The sequence below is a fragment of the Tenacibaculum sp. MAR_2009_124 genome (assembly GCF_900105455.1).
Lineage (GTDB): Bacteria > Bacteroidota > Bacteroidia > Flavobacteriales > Flavobacteriaceae > Polaribacter.
Genome location: NZ_FNSF01000002.1, coordinates 564,016 through 583,823, shown reverse-complemented (window position 1 = coordinate 583,823; position 19,808 = coordinate 564,016). Strand labels below are relative to the sequence as shown.

21 protein-coding genes are annotated in these 19,808 nt (G+C 31.9%); 16 read left to right on the top strand and 5 right to left on the bottom strand.

Annotation, left to right across the window (positions count from 1 at the left end):
• Positions 1-41: 41 nt before the first annotated feature.
• On the bottom strand, positions 42-842 hold the full coding sequence (locus tag BLW23_RS09130) for an SDR family oxidoreductase (protein ID WP_093669034.1): 801 nt from the start codon (positions 840-842) through the stop codon (positions 42-44).
• A 222-nt stretch (positions 843-1,064) separates the two neighbouring features.
• On the opposite strand from BLW23_RS09130, the gene BLW23_RS09125 reads away from it, so the two are divergent.
• The 4 genes from BLW23_RS09125 (at position 1,065) to BLW23_RS09110 (ending at position 6,269) form a co-directional block, all read left to right on the top strand.
• Entirely contained in the window at positions 1,065-2,675 is a 1,611-nt protein-coding gene (locus BLW23_RS09125; protein WP_255362776.1) for a M1 family metallopeptidase, read from the top strand.
• Between the two features lie 14 nt (positions 2,676-2,689).
• Positions 2,690-4,081: a Gfo/Idh/MocA family protein gene (locus tag BLW23_RS09120; RefSeq protein ID WP_093669030.1), complete on the top strand. Its 1,392-nt coding sequence runs from the start codon at positions 2,690-2,692 to the stop codon at positions 4,079-4,081.
• A 12-nt stretch (positions 4,082-4,093) separates the two neighbouring features.
• The gene (locus tag BLW23_RS09115) at positions 4,094-5,002 is read left to right on the top strand and encodes a nucleotidyltransferase family protein (protein WP_093669028.1); all 909 of its coding nucleotides are present in this window, start codon (positions 4,094-4,096) and stop codon (positions 5,000-5,002) included.
• Between the two features lie 196 nt (positions 5,003-5,198).
• Positions 5,199-6,269, top strand: coding sequence for a phosphotransferase enzyme family protein (locus tag BLW23_RS09110; protein ID WP_093669026.1), 1,071 nt, complete (start codon positions 5,199-5,201; stop codon positions 6,267-6,269).
• Positions 6,270-6,450: 181 nt separating this feature from the next.
• On the opposite strand, the gene BLW23_RS09105 is transcribed toward BLW23_RS09110, so the two are convergent.
• Positions 6,451-8,163 (bottom strand): CDC27 family protein, encoded by a 1,713-nt coding sequence (locus BLW23_RS09105; RefSeq protein WP_093669024.1) that lies wholly within the window; start codon positions 8,161-8,163, stop codon positions 6,451-6,453.
• A 496-nt stretch (positions 8,164-8,659) separates the two neighbouring features.
• Between BLW23_RS09105 and BLW23_RS09100 the strand changes: the two genes are divergently transcribed.
• The 8 genes from BLW23_RS09100 (at position 8,660) to BLW23_RS09065 (ending at position 13,539) form a co-directional block, all read left to right on the top strand.
• A complete protein-coding gene (locus tag BLW23_RS09100; protein ID WP_093669022.1) occupies positions 8,660-9,247 on the top strand; it encodes a hypothetical protein in 588 nt (195 codons plus the stop codon).
• Positions 9,240-9,848 carry a hypothetical protein gene (locus tag BLW23_RS09095; RefSeq protein ID WP_093669020.1) on the top strand — a complete coding sequence of 203 codons (609 nt, stop codon included), beginning with the start codon at positions 9,240-9,242 and terminating at the stop codon, positions 9,846-9,848. The genes BLW23_RS09100 and BLW23_RS09095 overlap by 8 nt, the downstream gene beginning before the upstream one ends.
• Positions 9,794-10,291 (top strand): SMI1/KNR4 family protein, encoded by a 498-nt coding sequence (locus tag BLW23_RS09090; RefSeq protein WP_093669018.1) that lies wholly within the window; start codon positions 9,794-9,796, stop codon positions 10,289-10,291. Before BLW23_RS09095 ends, BLW23_RS09090 begins: the two co-directional genes overlap by 55 nt.
• 204 nt (positions 10,292-10,495) lie before the next feature.
• Complete coding sequence (locus BLW23_RS09085) at positions 10,496-10,978, top strand: GNAT family N-acetyltransferase (protein WP_093669016.1); 483 nt, start codon at positions 10,496-10,498, stop codon at positions 10,976-10,978.
• The gene (locus BLW23_RS09080) at positions 10,979-11,482 is read left to right on the top strand and encodes a hypothetical protein (RefSeq protein WP_093669014.1); all 504 of its coding nucleotides are present in this window, start codon (positions 10,979-10,981) and stop codon (positions 11,480-11,482) included.
• A gap of 44 nt (positions 11,483-11,526) precedes the next feature.
• Entirely contained in the window at positions 11,527-12,381 is an 855-nt protein-coding gene (locus tag BLW23_RS09075) for a helix-turn-helix domain-containing protein (RefSeq protein WP_093669012.1), read from the top strand.
• A 157-nt stretch (positions 12,382-12,538) separates the two neighbouring features.
• On the top strand, positions 12,539-13,027 hold the full coding sequence (locus BLW23_RS09070) for a DUF2938 family protein (RefSeq protein WP_093669390.1): 489 nt from the start codon (positions 12,539-12,541) through the stop codon (positions 13,025-13,027).
• A gap of 83 nt (positions 13,028-13,110) precedes the next feature.
• Positions 13,111-13,539 carry a DUF1801 domain-containing protein gene (locus BLW23_RS09065; protein ID WP_093669010.1) on the top strand — a complete coding sequence of 143 codons (429 nt, stop codon included), beginning with the start codon at positions 13,111-13,113 and terminating at the stop codon, positions 13,537-13,539.
• Positions 13,540-13,682: 143 nt separating this feature from the next.
• Here BLW23_RS09065 and BLW23_RS09060 read toward each other — a convergent pair whose 3' ends face one another.
• The 3 genes from BLW23_RS09060 to BLW23_RS09050 all read right to left on the bottom strand — a co-directional run bounded on the left by BLW23_RS09060 (position 13,683) and on the right by BLW23_RS09050 (position 17,055).
• Complete coding sequence (locus tag BLW23_RS09060; protein ID WP_093669008.1) at positions 13,683-14,306, bottom strand: hypothetical protein; 624 nt, start codon at positions 14,304-14,306, stop codon at positions 13,683-13,685.
• Positions 14,307-14,339: 33 nt separating this feature from the next.
• On the bottom strand, positions 14,340-14,759 hold the full coding sequence (locus tag BLW23_RS09055; RefSeq protein ID WP_093669006.1) for a DUF2141 domain-containing protein: 420 nt from the start codon (positions 14,757-14,759) through the stop codon (positions 14,340-14,342).
• 136 nt (positions 14,760-14,895) lie between these two features.
• A complete protein-coding gene (locus tag BLW23_RS09050) occupies positions 14,896-17,055 on the bottom strand; it encodes a TonB-dependent receptor (RefSeq protein ID WP_093669004.1) in 2,160 nt (719 codons plus the stop codon).
• A gap of 284 nt (positions 17,056-17,339) precedes the next feature.
• Here BLW23_RS09050 and BLW23_RS09045 point away from each other — a divergent pair, with 284 nt between their 5' ends.
• The 4 genes from BLW23_RS09045 (at position 17,340) to BLW23_RS09030 (ending at position 19,758) form a co-directional block, all read left to right on the top strand.
• Positions 17,340-17,543: a hypothetical protein gene (locus BLW23_RS09045; RefSeq protein WP_093669002.1), complete on the top strand. Its 204-nt coding sequence runs from the start codon at positions 17,340-17,342 to the stop codon at positions 17,541-17,543.
• 143 nt (positions 17,544-17,686) lie between these two features.
• Positions 17,687-18,334: a pyridoxamine 5'-phosphate oxidase gene (pdxH, locus tag BLW23_RS09040; protein WP_093669000.1), complete on the top strand. Its 648-nt coding sequence runs from the start codon at positions 17,687-17,689 to the stop codon at positions 18,332-18,334.
• Between the two features lie 30 nt (positions 18,335-18,364).
• Positions 18,365-18,853 (top strand): SixA phosphatase family protein, encoded by a 489-nt coding sequence (locus tag BLW23_RS09035; RefSeq protein ID WP_093668998.1) that lies wholly within the window; start codon positions 18,365-18,367, stop codon positions 18,851-18,853.
• An 8-nt stretch (positions 18,854-18,861) separates the two neighbouring features.
• Positions 18,862-19,758, top strand: a complete 897-nt coding sequence (locus BLW23_RS09030; protein WP_093668996.1) for a Ppx/GppA phosphatase family protein — start codon at positions 18,862-18,864, stop codon at positions 19,756-19,758.
• Positions 19,759-19,808 lie beyond the last annotated feature (50 nt).

The window sequence follows — 19,808 nt, the reverse complement described above, 5'->3', positions numbered from 1 at the left end:
TGTGTTTTGTTACAAAGTATTCTTTATAATCCGCTGCGAATTTACAATTTATAATGATTCATTAAGAGTTTTTCGTAAACTTTATCTGGTAAAATTCTCTTTAAAACAATCGAAAATTTTTCCATAAAAGCTCCTACCTTGTAATGGATTCTTGGGTTTTTATTCTCTATAATTGCTTGTATTTTTTCAGCCATTTGAATAGGGTCAGCACCCGAATTAACATGGTTATCCATCAGAGCTAAATTCTCAGCATATTTTTCTTTGTAAGCCGAATTTTCAAAAACAGGGGTATGATATCTTCCTGCGGCTATGTTTGTTGAAAAATCTCCAGGAGCAATATTTACCACATTAATTCCAAAAGCTTTAACCTCCATGCTCAAACTTTCTGTAATCAATTCTAAGGCTCCCTTACTAGCAGAATAAATTCCTCTAAACGGCAATCCCATATAAGCGGCAATAGATGTCGTATTAATAATAAGCCCTTGATGTTGCTTTCGCATGTACGGCAAAACCTCTTTTATAACATTGATGACTCCAAAAAAATTAGTTTCAAAATTGTCTCGCATTTCGCTCGTCGGTGTATCTTCAATTGGTCCTGTTATTCCTTTCCCCGCATTGTTAATTAATACATCAATCTTTCCTTCTATCTTGATCACCTGTTCAATGGCTGTTTTTATGGTTTCTTCCTTTGTCACATCTAACGCAACCATACTAAAAGGAACTTCAATATTCTTAGGGTTTCTGCTCGTTCCATAAACTTTATAGTTTCTCTCATGTAAATAATTAGCAATAGATTTTCCTATTCCCGATGACGCTCCTGTAATAAATACAACCTTTGACATTTTAAATAATTTTAAGCAAATATCTAAAAGTTAAGGTCAAAATAAAAGACTTTATTCCTCTATATTTCATTGAAAATATTGGTAATGTACTCGGTATTAATTTCAAGCTTTTTTAACTCTTCAATTTATTTCAAACAAGTATCATTCCCATTTAAAAACTTATATTAGCGTCCCGATACCTTGAAAATTATGTTAAAAAAAATTATTACTACTTGTTTTTTAATGTTTGTTGGGCTTTCTGGTTTTTCGCAAACATCCCTTTTTAATCATACGAAAACGTTTACGCGACAAGACTCTCTCCGAGGATCAATCACTCCCGAAAGATCGTGGTGGGACCTAACTTACTACCATTTAAACCTATCTGTAAATCCTGATAAAAAATTCATTAAAGGAAAAAACACCATTCATTATAAAGTTTTAAAAGCTGCATCAACACTTCAAATAGACCTGCAGCCTCCGTTAAAAATCACAAAAGCTATTCAAAATGGTAAGGAGTTAAATATCCAATCAGGAAGAAATGCTCATTTCATTGAATTGAAAGAAATTCAGGCAATAGGAGATATAAATTCCGTTGATGTTTATTATGAAGGGAATCCTAAAGAAGCAATCAGAGCTCCATGGGACGGAGGATTTTCTTGGAAAAAAGACAGTAATGGAAAACACTTTGTTGCTACTTCTTGCCAAGGTTTAGGAGCCAGCGTTTGGTGGCCAAACAAAGACCATATGTACGATGAAGTTGACAGTATGGCAATAAGTGTTAGAGTTCCTAGTAACCTTATGGATATTTCAAATGGTAGACTTCGAAAAATTGAAAAGCATTCTGATAAAACAACCACATATCATTGGTTCGTAAATAACCCTATTAACAATTACGGAGTAAACGTAAATATTGGTGATTATGTACATTTCTCTGAAAAATATAAAGGTGAAGGCGGGGAATTGGATCTAGAATATTATGTATTAAGAGATAATTTAGAGAAAGCTAAAGAACATTTTAATGATGCTCCCAAAATGTTGAAAGCTTTTGAGCATTGGTTTGGAAAATATCCTTTTTACGAAGACAGCTTTAAACTGGTTGAAGTTCCTTATTTAGGGATGGAGCACCAAAGTTCAGTTACCTATGGAAATCAATATAAAAAAGGATATTTAGGAAGTGATCTTTCTGGAACCGGCTGGGGGTTAAAATTCGACTTCATCATCATTCACGAAGCCGGACATGAATGGTTTGCTAACAATATTACCAATAAAGATATTGCGGACATGTGGATTCATGAAAGTTTTACTGCCTATTCTGAAAATCTGTTCTTAGATTATTATTATGGAAAAAAGGCTTCGGCTGAATATGTTATTGGAACCAGAAGATCCATTCAAAACGACATCCCTATCATTGGTCAATACAATGTAAATAGTGAAGGTTCTGGAGACATGTATTATAAAGGAGCCAATATGCTTCATATCATTCGACAATTAATTAATAATGACGAAAAATGGCGTCAGATTTTAAGAGGTTTGAATAAAACTTTTTATCATCAAACCGTAACTACAGAGCAAATAGAAAATTATTTGATTGAAGAGTCTGGAATTGATCTATCGAAAATATTTGACCAATATTTAAGAACCATCAAAATTCCGAATTTTGAGTATAAACTAAAAAAAGGACAGTTAAAATATAGATGGACAAATGTGGTTGAAGGTTTTAACATGCCTATAAAGATTTATATTGGTAAAAATGAGAGATTAATTAAGCCTACTCAGAAATGGCAAACTTTAAAAACAAACACTAATAGCATAACTGTTGATACTAATTTTTACGTTAGTATTAATAAGTTATAAATAACTACCTATTTATGAATAGAAAGAACTTTATACAATCCTTACTTGGGGCTTCTGCATTTATTTCGCTTCCCTTTTCTTCATATGCCAACGACCACGACGCTTTGTCAGAAGCTATCAAGTCGACATCAAAAACCACCAAAGGAAACTTATTCGGTTTTAAAACCTCTCCTGTAAAAAAAGTAAAAGTTGGAATAATTGGTTTAGGTAATCGAGGGACAACTTTGCTTCAAATGTTTGAATGGCTAGTTGCACAAGGTCATTGCGAAATTGTTGGACTTTCGGATTTACAAGAAAAAAAAGTACAAAAAGCCGCGGAAAGATTAAAGCAATGGCAAAAAAAGAAACCAAAACAATATTTTGGAAATGATTCTGAATGGAAAAAACTTGCACAAAACGATGACATTGATTTACTTCTTATAACAACTCCATGGGAATATCATGCTCCAATGTGTATCTACGGAATGAACAACGGTAAACATGTTGCCTGCGAAGTTCCTTTAGCCTACACCTTAAGTGAATGTTGGGAATTGATTGAAACAGCAGAAAAAAATCAGAAGCACTGTATTATGATTGAAAACTGTTGTTATAATGAAGAAGAGCTGTTTGTGCTAAACATGATTGAAAATGGTGTTTTTGGAGACATTACGCACACAGAAGGAGCTTATCTTCACGATTTAAGAGCACATATGCTTAGCAATGATTACTATGAAAATCAATGGAGGTTAAAGCATCATGTAGAAAGAGATGGTAACTTTTATACAACTCACGGCTTAGGTCCTATTAGTTTTTACCTGAATATTGGTAGAGGCGATACCTTTGATCACTTAACTTCTATGAGTTCAAGAGAACTCAACTTAAGTGAAACGGCAAAAAGACTTGGGTCTCCTTACACAGATTTTAAATGTGGCGACATGAATTCAACCATGATTAAAACTGCTAAAGGGAAATCTATTTTGTTACAATTTGATGTTCATACTGGACGTCCCTATTCAAGAATAAATAAAGTTGTTGGAACGAAAGCAACACACGATGGGTATCCTAGTCGATTATACATAGACAAAGAGGAATTAGCTTTCTGGGGACATAAATGGCTTACTGAAGATGATTATAAAACTTATCAAAGTAAATACACACATCCAATAATTAATAAACTAAAAAAAATAAGTCAAGGTTTTAAGCAAGGGCATGGTGGTATGGATTTTGTAATGATATACCGATTAATAAGATGTTTAAACTTAGGGTTACCTCTTGACATCAATGCTTACGACAGTGTTATGTGGAGTGCTATTACGCCTTTATCAGAAATTTCTGTTGCCAGTAAAAGTATGTCTATTCCTGTTCCTGATTTTACCAATGGACAGTGGAAAAAGGAGAACCCTCTTGAAATTATGAGAGACTTTTAAATTGAAAAACAAATGGGATTAACACTTTTAGTAATGGCTGCTGGTATGGGTAGTCGTTTTGGTGGCTTAAAACAATTAAGCCCAATTAATAATTTTAATGAAACTATTATTGACTACTCTGTTTTCGATGCTAAACGTGCAGGGTTTACTAAGGTTGTTTTTGTAATTCGTAAAGAATTTGAAGATGACTTTAAGAATTTAATCACCCATAAATATAAAAATCATATTGAGGTAGATTTTGTGTACCAAAACACAAAAGATCTACCTCGAGGTTTTGACACAAACCCCAATAGAGAAAAACCTTGGGGAACAGGACATGCAATATGGTGTTGTCGAAAAAACATATCTGATAATTTTGCAGTTATCAATGCCGATGATTTTTACGGAAGTGAATCCTTTAAAGTAATTGCAAAGCATTTAAATACGCTAAAAACATCAGAGCTACAAAATCAGTGCATGGTAGGTTATAAATTGATTAATACACTTTCTGACAATGGAAGTGTTTCGAGAGGGATTTGCAAAGTAAACTCAGAACATCAAGTAACTTCAATTACTGAACGTACTCAAATAGAGAAGAAAAATGATACTATCGTTTTCACTGAAGACAACAAAGAAACCATTCTAAGTGCTGACGATATTGCGTCTATGAACATGTTCGGATTAACACCGGCTACTTTTCAAGCTTTTGAAAACGACTTCAAATCCTTTTTAGCGGATCGTGGTTCAGAACTAAAATCGGAGTTTTACCTGCCTACAGTAATCAATAATTTAATTGCACGAAATCAAAGTGCTGTTACCGTTTTACCGACCAATGCAAAATGGTTTGGTATGACTTATAAAGAGGACAAAGCTATTGTAGAAAATAATATTAAAATATTAACTGAATCAGGAGAATACCCTGAAAAACTATGGAATAGTTAAACCTTTTATCAAGGAATTGTACCATTTACCAATTGAAATTACTGTAATAAAACACCTTTTTGTTTTACAGTAATTACAATTCACAACCGGTATGATTACTTTAAAACCAGTTGCTAAAAAGGTGAAGATATTAGAATCATAATTATTTTTTTTTTGTTCTCCATTTTCTAGAACTAAACGTTTTAATTTTATTTAAATGACATTAGATACTATTATTAATTCTTTTGAAATAGAAGGAAGTTTTGTTTCATCTGAAACAATTGTTTCTGGTTACATTAATACAACTTACAAAGCAACAACTGCCAATCGATCGTATATTCTTCAAAAGATAAATCATTCTATATTTAAAAATGTAGAAGAGCTTTCAAAAAACATCATTAGAATTACGGAGCATATTGCTTCCAAAGCTTCAAAAGGCAAAGATGATTTTACTTTAAAAGTAATCCCCTCTAAAAACAATGAAGGTTTCTATAAAGATTCAGAAGGGAATTATTGGCGAATGTTCAACTATCTGGAGAATTCTACAACATTTGAAGTTTTAGAAAGTATAGAACAAGCCAATTCCTTAGGTAAAGCTTTTGGTAATTATCAAAAATTACTAATCGATCTTCCTGCACCTAATTTATTCGAAATTCTTCCCGATTTTCACAATACACCTTTAAGAATTGAACATTTTAATAAATCAATTACTGTCAATTTTGAGAATCGGAAAGAAAATGCGGGTGAAGAGATTAATTACCTCCTAAATCTCGCTCCAGAAATGGGAGATATCGTTGCTCTTGGAAATCAAAAAAAAATACCTTTAAGAAGCATTCATCAAGATGCCAAACTGAGCAATATTCTTTTCAATACTGACAACGATGACTTTTGTATTATCGATCTTGATACTACCATGCCTGGATATTTATGTTATGACTTTGGAGATGCTGTAAGAACTGGAATGAACACCGCTGGTGAAGAAGAAAAAGATATCTCAAAAGCTAGTTTGAACATGAATTTATTTAAGCCTTTTGCTAAAGGTTATGCCAAAGCTTCTAAACAGTTTATCACAAAAGAAGAAATCAAAACCCTTGTTTTAGGAGCGAAAACAATCACATACGAACAAGCTATTCGTTTTTTAGCTGATTATTTAAACGGAGATATCTATTATCAAACTTCCTATCCAGAAAACAACTTAATAAGAACTAAAGTTCAAATTGAACTTTTAAAAGATATTATTGAAAAGTACGATGAAATGCTTGATTATGTTTTAAAACAATATAAGTAATACCTATTTACTTATTATTGATAGACTTTCCACAACCTACAAACACCTATCTAACAAGAAGATACATTTTATTTTGTAAAATAAAATGTATCTTATAACTATACCTCTTTTTCCAACTATATCTCTTACTATCAAATGACCGATGGATAACAAAAATTGTGTTTAAATCTTACTCCTAAATTTAATTGTTATCAGCTCTAATAACTTCCATTATAATATTCATTATTCTGTCATTCCCTTTAAAATAATCAATTGATGATAAATCTACTGGAATATGAGGAGCGATCCATTTACGATAATCTTCTGCTTTAGAAGTTTGATGAAACTGTGTTGAAATTATCCCCATTAACCCTGAGTACGGCAATTTAAACCAACCCGCTTCTCCAATATGATTTGGTTTTGAGCCACTAGGTTCCCCTACTATAATGGGGTTCGTATATTTTGTGATTTCGGTCAATAAGTTTTGCGCAGCAGAAAAAGTTTCTCGTCCTATTACTACGAAAAGCTTTCCTTTGCGGTTCATAACTTCAAAATTAATCATGGTTCTTAACATTGGAGGTAATATTGAGCCATTTCCACCATGATTATGCCTTAAATCTAAAATTAAATTTTCTATTCCATTTTGAGTCATTTGATTTTGCACTTCCAAATTGAACTCTTCCAGAGACTGTGTTTTTTTTTGAGTTACTATATTAAACTGAATATAGATGCTATTAACTTCTGGCAATAATTTATACCAATAAGGGTTTTCTTTATTTGATAAAAATAACGGCTGTTGTTCGTTTTTCAATTTCGGAAGTTTTGGAAAATCAGTAAAATTCCAAGAAACAGGTTCCATTGTTACTTTTTGAGATTTTCCTTTTGGATTTACTAAGGTAACCGTTACTTGTTTGGCATCCTTAACAATCCCCAAGTCTTCTAAAACATCTGGTAGCCTTAAATAATAGGATCCTAGCCAAAGTGTTTGCATATCATTATCTCGAGCATTTACTACATTTGTCTTTTCAAGAGCTTCACTAATTGGTGTATTTCCAATAGCATCTACCTTACAACCAACCCATTGCTGAAAACCTTCATCTGCATCGACAATAAAAACTCCATCATTAAACTGATAAAACTGAACAGGTAGCCTTTTTAAAGTATTCTTCTTTGTAGATGTCGGAATAATTAGGTTATGCCCGTTACCTAAACTTCCAACAACCTTCATAATTTTTGCTACAATTTGTTCATCAGATAATAAAGGTATGTCTTTTTTTATCTCAGAAATTTCTTTCGAAATTGGGTTCTTGAGTCTATAATGTAATTCATTAATTCTTTTTTCTAAATACAACAAATCTTGAGACCACTCATCGTTTCTTGTCATATTTTTTTTAGTGTTTATACCAAATAGTCTTTCATAATCAACATCTTCACTAAACTTTTTAAATGCGGAACTTCCCTTTAAAAAAGGTTTTTCATCATAACGCGCTGCAAACCCTTTTTGTAACCACAGTAATGCATTATTCTTATCTTCATCTTTGGCATATGCTTTGGCTATTTTTATCATAATATCATTGGAAGGTGCAGAACCTTTTGGGATTCCCCTTAAAATAGTTCCTCCTAGATCAAGTGTTTTCTTTAGCGCTATAATGGCTTTTTGATATTCTTTTAATTCATAATAAGAAAGACCTAATAGGTAGAAAATATCTGAATCGTTTTGATTCAGTTTTTTTAGCCCTTCTAAAATAGGAATCGCTTCTTGCCATTTCCCTTTCTTTACTAAGTTTACCGCGGCACTTCTCTTGAAAAAATATTCGACTTTATCTTTCTGATAACTGTTTTTCGTTTGCGACGAAACAATAGAAACATTAAGAATAAATAAAATGAGAATATTTAAGGTTTTTATTGAATTCATTATTTTTAGATATATTTAGTGTATTGTAAAGACAAAAAGATATACGAAAAGGTTGCCTCTATTTTTTTAAAGAACTTAACTTACCCGCAAAATATGACCAACTGCCGTCAATTGCTTTTCTTTCTATAACTAAGGTTTTAATGTATATTTACAGTAACAAAAACTACTCTAAGACCGTACTTACATCATTTCGAAAAGACTATGAAAAACAGCATGGTTAAGTTTATAACAATTCTATGACTTTACTAAAAAACATCACTTTATACTCAAATTAAAAGACCATAAGACGTTTTGAATATTATCCAGTAAAAAATGAAAAAGTAAGTTCATTTTATTCGGGGTTTGCAAAAATCGCAAATATTAATATTCATGTTTTTTTTGCTTTTATCCATTGAAAATCATAATTTTAAGATCGCTAAACAAACCGAACCCGACCATTTACTTTCCACCCTTGAATAGACAGTAAGGCTGTTCATTTAATGAATACACCTATCTTATGGATATTAATAATGAAATTAATTCCTTCATTAAGGAGCAAATGGGATTGGAAGCTTACACTACTAAATGTACTTCCTTATTTGAAAAATTTATAGATTCTTATCACAAGAGTCAACCTGTAAATTCAGTAACTAAAAACACAAAAAAAGTTACTGGATATATGGAAGTAATGGATGATTTACAAATGAAACTAAGCTTCATTTCATCCATTAAACAGCATATTTCTGCGCAGACTTTAACTGCCGAAGACAGAAGTTTTTTTAACACTCCAAAGTTTCTTCCTTTTCAAAACCAAGTGAAAATTGGAATACGGATTGCTAAGAAGATTGATGAGCTAAATGAAACTCGTCAACGAGCAACTATTTTTCCAAAAGAAAGTGATTATTTTGATCTTTCATCTGAAATAGAAGGAGTTTATGAAAAAAATGTAGAAAGCTGGCTATCGTCCTGTTGGCAAAGTGCCAATAGTGCAAAAAAAGTATCATATCCTTTATATTATTACTACCATGACTCCATGGAGAACTCAATTAACTTATTAGACGGTAAGAAGTATAACTTGGAAACACTTGCAAAAAAATATGAATAGCCAGATAGCCATAAAAAACAGTATCCTTTCAGAAATGGATCTGAATTATCACTCGGAAAAATGCATTAGCTTATTCGTAAAATGCCTTAGTGGTATTGAAAAGAGAGAAGAAATGTACAAATCTCAAGAAGACATCCATAATAAAAATTTAAAAAAACATATAAGTGATTTCACTAACCATTGCCGGGCTTTAAACATTATATACCGTCCGCAAATCGGGTTTGGAGAAGAACTACTCAACAGAGAAGATGAGCGATTCTTTAATAAGCCTTTGTTTCTACCTTTTAACAAGCAGCAAGAAATTATTCACAAAGTAGCTTCCTATTATAAAATAACAGAAGATTTATACTTTGAAAAAATCATTGCGCCAATGAATGATATCGTTGACGAGTGGTTATCATCTTGCTGGCAAAAAGCTAGTGATGTTAAAAATTTTGACTCACCTATTCATCTTTCCATGAACCGACAAGAGCGGAGTTCTGTAAAAACATTGCTAGAAGGCAGTTATTATAATTTAGAATCATCAACTATTAACAGAATTAAATTATGGAAAATATTAACAACTTTTGGAAACATCCAGACCAGTACAACGCTGAATTGAGTAATGAATTAATAACTAAATTCGAGAAAAAATTTGCTTACAAACTACCTAAGAGATACCAAGAATTATTACAAATGTCTAATGGAGGAATTCCAATAAGAGATAATGTAAAAACAAATACCCATACGAGTTGGGCTAAAGATCATGTGGCTATTCTTGACATTAAAGGAATAGAAACAAAAGAGAATGGTGATATTAACCTAGATGCCTCTAACTATTGGTCAAAACAAGTTCTAGGTCATGAAGCCACGAAACTACTGCTTATATGCGATTGTCCCTCCTTAGGAAGCGATGTAGTCATGTTAGACTACAGAGATTGCAATTCTGCAAATGATGAACCCTGCATAGTTCACATGGACAGTCAATACAACGCTCCAATTAAAATTGCTGATAACTTTGACGATTTTTTAAATCGTTTGTATCACGATTACGAAGAGGAGTAGAAAAATGGATAGCAGAAGAGCAAGCAAGTTCCCTTACTTTTCTGCTATTTTATTTTAATAATTACAAAATAACTATTGAGAACCGAGTTAAAAAACATTGCTAAAAACTGCTAAGAAGAAAAATATTGAACTCGTTTAAACCTCATCTAATTTTCTTATATTGAGTTTTATAACATTGATTCCTAACTATCAATATTTTTACTTTTGAATATTAGAAAAGCGCAAACTTCCGATTACGACGAAATCTGGGAACTATTTTCAGAAGTCATTAAAACTGAAGACTCCTATGTTTTTAAGAAAACTACGCCGAAAAAAGACTTAAAAAAGCATTGGTTCGCTCCATATATGGAAACTTATGTAATTGAAGGAAATGGAAAAATTCTTGGTACCTATATTATAAAACCAAATCAAATTGGGCTAGGAAAACACATTGCCAATTGCAGTTATATGGTGCATCCCAACACCCAAGGAAAAGGTGTTGGCAAAAAGTTATGCGAGCACTCTATAAATGTTGCTCAAAAAGAATCCTACAAAGGTATTCAGTTTAACATTGTGGTAAGTACCAATAAAGCAGCCATAGCTCTATGGAAAAAATTTGGTTTCAAAATTATTGGAACTACCCCAAATGGTTATAAACATAGTACCTTAGGATATGTTGATACTTATATAATGTTCAAGCAATTATAAATGAGAAATAAAAATTTTAGAGATAATGGAGCCGCAGGTGCCATATTAGATGAATACGAAAAATCTGTTGAAGATCTTATCACCATAATTCAAGGAATTACTCGAAAACAATTACCTCATACTGTTGATAATCAAACACAAGATGAGGACTGTAAATCTATCCAATCCATTTTGACGCATGTAGTTTCTAGCGGATATAATTATGTAATAGCTATTAGAAAATGGTTAGGCGAATCAATAGAATACAGAAACAAAATTGTTCTTAATTCTTTGGAAGAATATGAAATTGCACTTCAAAAAATGTTCGAGTTTAACGAACAATTATTCAAAGATTATCCTAATTTACATTTAAGCGAACACAATCCTTCTAAAAAAATTAAAGTACGTTGGGGACAACTTTACGATATTGAACAACTTTTTGAACATGCCATAGTTCATATTTTAAGACATCGACGACAAATTGAAAAGTTTAAAGTAATGTTAATTTCAAAATTAGACGAGTAATATCATGCTAATTTTTATAATTTCATTATATAATCTAATCAGACTTGAAAACTCAAAACATTCAAATTCGCTCGATCAAAGAGCCACATAATCCTGGAATTTTTTCTATTCAAAATTTAACTCAACTATTAAAGGATGGAGATATGTTCGAAAAAATACATCGCCATGACTTTTTCTATATTCTTGTAATTCATTCTGGAAAGGGCAACCATCAAATAGATTTCGAAAACTTCAATATTTCTGGCAATTCCATTTTTATTTTAAAACCAGGACAAGTACATCAATTGTATTTAAAAAAAGACTCTCAAGGGTATTTAATCTGTTTTGAAACCGATTTTTATCAGATCCAAGACATTCAAACCAAGAAAGTGTTTAACACGGTAAATCGCGTAAACCTTTTCTCTATTCCTTTTAATTCATTTCAAAATATTAAACCACACTTTGATGCTATTTACAATGAACACACTTCACAACAATCGCTTTTCAAAAAAAGCATCATCACTCATTTAACTTTAATTTACATTGAACTATTTCGACTACTAAAAAACGATATCTCTTTAAAAAAAACTGGTTCCTATGAAGAAGAAGTTTTAGAAAACCTTATTGAACTAATAGAGCATAATGCTCACCAACAAAAGCAAGTTTCCTTTTATGCTCTATCATTAAATCTAACAGCTTTTCAGTTAAATTCTGTTTTAAAAACAACATTAGGAAAAACCTGTTTACAATTACTCAACGAACAGCTAGTCTTGGAATCTAAACGAAACTTATTAGCTACCACAAATCAAGTGAAAGAAATTGCTTTTCAATTGGGCTATGACGATCCTTCCTATTTTTCTCGTTTTTTTAAAAAGCACACAGGATATACTCCCGATAATTTTAGAAAAAAGTATCAATAACCATTTGTTCTATATTCCCAAGTAATATCATTTACACTTTCAAAGTATAATAAGTCTTTCATAATATTCTTTTCTAACAGGAAGAAGTCCTGTTCTTCTTTAAAATTGTCCTACAAGCATTATTGAAGTGAGGGTTAATATTGCAAAAAACTTAAAAATGAAAACAATATTACACGTAATTTTAGTAGGCATTGGTGGTACTTTAACCATGGATATTTATTCTTTAATTCTAAAAATGTTTCAAGTAAAAACTTTAGATTATCGTTTTGTAGGAAGATGGATTGGTCATTTCCCGAAAGGAAAATTCTTTCATAAAAAAATAATGGATTCATCCATCATACCCTATGAGCAAATTATGGGTTGGGTTGCTCATTATTTCATTGGCATTAGTTTCTCCTTTCTACTGTTTTTCATTTTCGGAAAAAAATGGTTTCAAGCTCCCACATTTTCAACGGCTATAATTATTGGCATTGTTACTATTATAGCTCCTTTCTTTATCTTACAACCAGCTTTTGGTTTTGGAATTGCAGGTTCAAATTTACCTAACCCAAATAAGGCTAGAATGATGAGCCTTATAATTCATTGTGTATATGGTATTGGACTATATTTTTCTGCCATTATCATTAGTAATAGCCTTAAAAATTAAACTAGAAAGGTTGACATATCATCTAAACATAAGCCTTTGTTTTTTAGTATATTTGATTATAGAGAATTAACTAAGCCCAAGCTATGAGCACACTTACCATAACGAGTCATCCAGAAGTAGCACTTATTTTTAAAAACTACCCTGAAAAAGTAAAAAAACAAATGCAGACTTTAAGAGAACTTGTTTTGAAAACAGCTGAAGAACTTGAGCAAGTTTCGAAAATAGAAGAAACTTTAAAGTGGGGAGAACCCAGCTATGTTACTAAAACGGGAAGTACTTTAAGGATGGATTGGAAAGTAAAAACTCCTGAACAGTATGCCATGTATTTTCAATGTTCAAGTAGACTGGTTGAAACTTTTAAAGTAATTTTTCCAGATTCTTTTTCATACGAAGGAAAACGAGCTATTGTTTTTCAGCTTGATGAAGAAATTCCAAAAGAAAAACTAAAACATTGCATTAAATCTGCTCTTTTGTATCATAAAGTAAAACATTTACCTACTCTTGGTATTTAGTTTTCTTTCTTAATTCGCTAGAAAAATACTTAAGGATTATGGAATCTCGCTATTGGAAAAATTCAATCCAAAACAATTTTAATACAAATTCTCTGGACATATTTCTTCCCAGAGAATTTATTCATTAGCGAGGAGTTAAATTATTACCCTTTCTTACATTTTTTTAATAATTGCTCTCCACGCTCTTTGCCCCATCTCGGATGATATTTTTCAGGATTATCTGTGTCTAAAAGTTTCAGTGCTTTTTCAACATTTTTACAATATGGATCAATCGGCTGATTAAAAAACTCTGCACTTCCCATATTCCACTCTGCCTTTCCTAAAACTACTCTTGGGTTTTTAGGCGCTAGTTTTTCTGCTTCAGCATAAAGAATGATGTTCTTAGTTGACAAACTCATACCATATCGCTGACCATCGAACGCAATGTATGCCGTATTTAAAAGTGCTTGGGTAATCATAATTTCGGGATTATCTTCAGACAACGTTTTGGCTTCATCTAAATATTCTTGTGCCTTTTTAAGTTTTGCTTCTAATTTTGCTTCATCTTTCAAACCAAAACTCCCTAAAATTTCAATAGTAGCTACATAAAACGGAGGTAACCAATTGTCTTTTTCTACTTTTGCTATTCTCTCAAACAATTGAACAGCCTCCGTAGTTTTATTCTCTCCCCAAAGCGCAAAAGCTTTTTCCATTCCTTTCTCGTAAGAGTTTTGTGCATTTATAGTAAACGACGTTAAAACAACAAATGCTATCATTATATTTTTCATGTGATTATGTTTAATATTTTTAGTTAAATTATTTTAATACATATTAATTTTAAGCGTGATATCTTTATCTACAATAAATTTCGCATCCTTGTATTTTGGAGGCCCCATAAACCCTTTTGCATCTTTTGACAGTCCTACTGGCTCCTTTGGAATTCCAAAAATTCTAGTATCCATTTTTTTATTATCATTTTCATCATGAAAAGAAGATATAGCATATTCTCCTGGCTTCACTCCTTCGAAAACGACTTTAGCTTTCTTACCCTTTACAGAAACTAATTTGTTTTGAATTCCATTTTTTAAAAAGCTTGCAGCATTATCATAAAGTCCAACATATAGGTTTCCTTTATCTGTTTTCATACCAGAAAACTCAACAGTTATTTTGTACGTTTCTTGGGCAATTGCCATATAAGTTGCTCCTAAAAACAAGGTAAGTGTGATTACTATTTTGCTCATGATTACTTAATTTTTATAGTTGTTATTCAAATATCTTTCTATTCTTAAGTTTTAAGAAAACTGAGTTCCCCAATTGTAGGATTTTTAGGCTGAACTGTTTGATTTCATAGCAAACTCAAAAAAACACTCATTTTTCTTACAAGTTATTTAGTTGATTATCCTTTTTATTATCACTAATTGTCCAAAAGAATCCCACAAAAAAGAAAGTATCTGCTGCAGGAGTAATTGCCTGTCTAGCATAGAGTCCATTTGTATCTGGTGTGTTTTTATAATTGTATCCGAATACATTTTGTGTCCCAAGAACATTATTTACTGAGAAATACAATATTTTCTGTTGACTTAATAGATACGCCCAGTTAAAACTTAAAGAGTTATAATTGATGGTTTTCTCATTTAAAAATCCTTCATTATTTGGATTGGTATACCTTCTTCCGGAAGCAAAATTATAACTCAACCCTAACTGACTTTTCCAATCTTTTAGAAAATGTTTTACAACAGCCGACATGTTATGAGAAGCCGCAAAACCAGGAGTTGCTTTTGTTGGAAAATTTTTATAATCTCTTTCCGTATCCAAATAAGAATATGACAACCAATATTCTGTATTTTTAATATTCTTACCATCTCTCCAAAAAACATCAATCCCTTTTGCATATCCATTTCCTTCATTAGTGAAATTTGTTGATGGTAATAAAAACTCCGAATCATACTTCACCAAATCATTATACCCTTTATAATAGCCTTCTATTCTAAAAATTTGTTTATTGTGTACATATTGATAGTTAGCTATAAGATGAGTTGCTTGTTCTGCTTTTAAATTATTGGCAAATTTTAAATATTCGTTTCTCGGATTCTGATAAAAACGCCCATAAGCCAAAGACATCTGTGCATTTTTACCTGTTTTATAAGCAAGAGAAAGTCTTGGAGAAACAGTTATTTGATTTAACAAACCTGAATTCTCAAAACGAACTCCTACTTTTGATGCCAATCTTTTAGAAAAATAAATATCCGTTTCTACAAAAGCGCCGGCGATATCATTTTTAAATTTAGTCTGAAATTCTCCCGTTGAAAACCCGTCAAATTCTTCTTTAAACGAGGTTAAGAAATACTCCGCTCCAAAATTAATCTTGAATCGATTAGATACTTTATGCTGAAGTTTTACTTTGGCATGAATTGAATTCTCATCATCTCTAATTTTATCATCAACAACAGTTACTTTTGAAACATCATTCGTATAGCTCAATCCACCAGAAATTTTCCAACCATCGCCTAATCTATCTCTATAAGAGCCGTTGAAATACAAATTCCTATTATTGAGTCCGAAACGAAAACCATCTTTAAAATTAATATCATCTTGAATTAAATCGAAATCAGCATAACTAAAGGCGCTATATAACTTCAGTAAACCAGTGTCACCCGTTTTATACCTGTATACCATTTCTCCACTAGCAGATTGCACAGGTCGATTCCATGTATTTCGATCTGGAAAAATTTCTTGATAAGGCCCTAAATTTATATAAGACGCATTAAAGCTTAATGAATTGTCTCCCCATATTTGAGTATTTCCTAGCCCCGCACCAACTGTCATTAGCGAAATATCTGTTTTTTCTTGAGTAGGAGCATCAACAGTATTCATTTCTAAAACACTCGATAAAGCTTGACCGTATTCTGCAGAATATCCCCCTGTAGAAAAAGAAAACCCTTTAAATAAAAATGGAGAAAAGCGACCTCTTGTTGGGATATTTCTTGCTGTGGGTGCATAAGGTGTAAATACACGAATACCATCAACAAATATTTGAGTTTCCTCAGCTTCTCCTCCCCTAACAAATAAACGGCCATCTTCGTCAACTGTAGTCGTACCTGGTAAAGTTTGAATGGCTCCAACAAAATCTCCTAGAGCACTTGCTGTTGTTACAACATCTAAAGGTTTTAAGGCTGTTACTTTTGCATTATCACCAGCTTCAAAAGTTCCCGCATTTATGGTCACAGCATCTAGAGTATTTACATTCTCTCTAAGTTTTATTCCTAAGCTTTTAAACTGTGAAACATTGGCGGTTTTTTTATAAGTTTCAAAAGAAATAAACGAAACCAACAATGTTTGAACGCCTTTTTCTTCAGTAGAAAAACTAAAATTGCCTTCCTCATCAGAAGATGTTCCATCATAAGTACCTTCTAAAAAAATATTGGCTCCCATAATAGGTTCTCCTTTCTTATCAGTTACTTTTCCTGAAATAACTGTTTGTGAATAACCGAAGAGAGTTGTTAAAATTAATGCCGCAGTAAATAGTATTTGTTTCATCTTGTTTCTTGCTTATTTTGACACTTCAAAAGTGTAACAGAAAAATCTCTTCTACTAAAAAGAGATACCCAGTTGTTGTTTTTAAATGACGAACTGTATAGCTTCAAAAGTAGATAAGAGAGGTATAATGCAACCTTACATTTCTTGCTACGTACTATACAAATCTTGCTTTATTTGTTAAAAACTCAAATACTATAAAACAATTTTACCCTTATTCCTCTTCTTACTATTTTGATTTAGTACTTTTATATCAGACTGAAACAAATTGAACAAAAAACATACTGATGAGAAAAATTGGAACATACATTGCATTATTTGGAGTATTTGCAATTATTCTTGGTTTAATAGGCAGAGTACCTAAACTTTTAGTTTGGATATATGATTGGGGAAAAACTATGGCTTGGGTTATAAAGATTTCTTTTGTTGTTCTCGGACTTGCTCTATTCATTTTAGGAGGAAAAAATAAACTGAAAGAAACAGAAAAATAAATTGAAAGTTTTTAATTGTTGATTCACCAACTTGCTTGATACATATGTCTTATTTATGCTAACAGTTATAATATTTCACTATTGTCACTCTCGTTTTTTCACAATTAAATAAGTAATTTTACAGAGATAAAAAAAATGATGTAATGGCGCACGATTTAAGTAATTACCGAAAGTCTTACGAAAAGCATGAGTTGCTAGAAGAAAATTGCCCAGAAACTCCTATAGAGTTATTCAGAAATTGGTTTTTAAATGCCGACGAATCTGGAATGGTAGAAGAAGCTAATGCTATGAATGTTTCAACACTAGGTTTTGATGGTTTTCCAAAAAATAGAATTGTTCTCTTAAAAAAATACACTTGGGAAGGTTTTATTTTTTACACCAATTACGAATCAGAGAAAGGGAGGGCTATTATTGAAAACGATAAAGTATGTTTGTCATTTTTTTGGCCAGCTTTGGAACAGCAAATAATCATTAAAGGAAAAGCAGAAAAGGTTCCTTCTAATTTATCTGATGGTTATTTTGAATCTAGGCCCGATGGTAGTAAATTAGGGGCATGGGCTTCAAATCAAAGTCAAATAATTTCTTCTCGTGAGGAAATAGAGGGGAGTCTTTCAAGCTATGAAAAGAAGTTTAAAGATATTGAAATACCTAGACCTGAACATTGGGGCGGTTTTATAGTAAAACCTGTTTCAATTGAGTTTTGGCAAGGGCGTCCAAATCGTTTACATGATAGAATCAGATATACTTTACAAAAAGATTTTTCTTGGAAACTTGAACGTTTAGCTCCTTAGTTTTATATTTACACATCCTTTAAAACGTACATGAAGACAATATATATTGTTAGACACGCAAAGTCATCATGGGAATATGATGGCGTAAAAGATATTGATAGACCGTTAAAAAAACGGGGTATCAACGATGCGCATTTACTATCAAAAATATTGGCAAAGAAACTTAAAAAACCCGATGTTTTTGTTTCTAGTAGCGCCAATAGAGCCCTGCATACTGCGGTTATATTTTGCGAAAACTTTGACTATCCTTTATCGAACCTACAAATTAAACGTCAACTTTACAGTTTCAGTGATGGATACTTAGTAAAAACTGTAAAAGCTCTTGATGACGGTTTCAGTAGCGCCATAGTCTTTAGCCATGACCATGGAATTAATACATTTGTAAACAAATTTGGAAACAAACCTCTTGCTCATGTACCAACCTGTGGTGTAATTGGAATTAAGTTTAACGAAAAACATTGGAAAGATATCAAAAAAGGAACTACTGTTTTGGTTGAATTTCCAAAGTATCATAGATAAAATATTACATTTTGAAAATAACAAAGTACGGTGCCATAGATATTGGTTCGAATGCGGTAAGATTGTTAGTTGCAAATATTATAGAAAGCGAAGATGCAGAACCTCAGTTCAAAAAGTCATCCTTAGTTCGTGTTCCTATCCGACTGGGAGCCGATGCTTTTGTTAGTGGACAAATTTCTGATGGAAATATTGACAGAATGATTGATGCCATGAATGCTTTTAAATTAATAATGAAAGTTCATGGTGTTTCAAAATACAAAGCTTGTGCTACTTCGGCCATGCGAGAAGCTTCTAATGGTAAAGAAGTAGTAGATAAAATTTTAAAAGAAACCGAAATTGACATTGATATTATCGATGGTAAAAAAGAAGCGGCAATCATTTCATCAACTGATTTGAGTTCTTTGATTAAATCGGATTCTACGTACTTATATGTAGATGTTGGTGGAGGTAGTACCGAATTCACTTTATTTTCGAAAGGGAAAATTGTGAACTCTAAATCGTTTAAAATAGGAACTGTGAGATTAATTAATAACGCAAAAGCTGAAAATAAATTAATCTTTAAAAAAGTGCAACGTTGGATTGAGGAAAATACAGAAGATTACAAGCGAATTTCATTAATTGGATCAGGCGGCAATATTAACAAACTTTTTAAAATGTCGGGGCGTGAACTTGGAAAACCAATTTCCTATATATATTTAAATGCCCAGTATCAGTTTTTGAAAAAGATGTCTTATCGAGAACGAATTTCTGAATTAGGATTAAACCCCGACAGAGCAGATGTGATTATTCCTGCGACGAAAATTTACCTTTCAGCAATGAAATGGAGTGGAGCAAGAAAAATTTTCGTACCTAAAATAGGCTTGTCAGACGGAATCATTAAAAGTTTATATTTCAATAAGTTATAAAAAACTTTAACATTCCTTTAACAACTCGCTGTTTTTTATATATTTGTGTA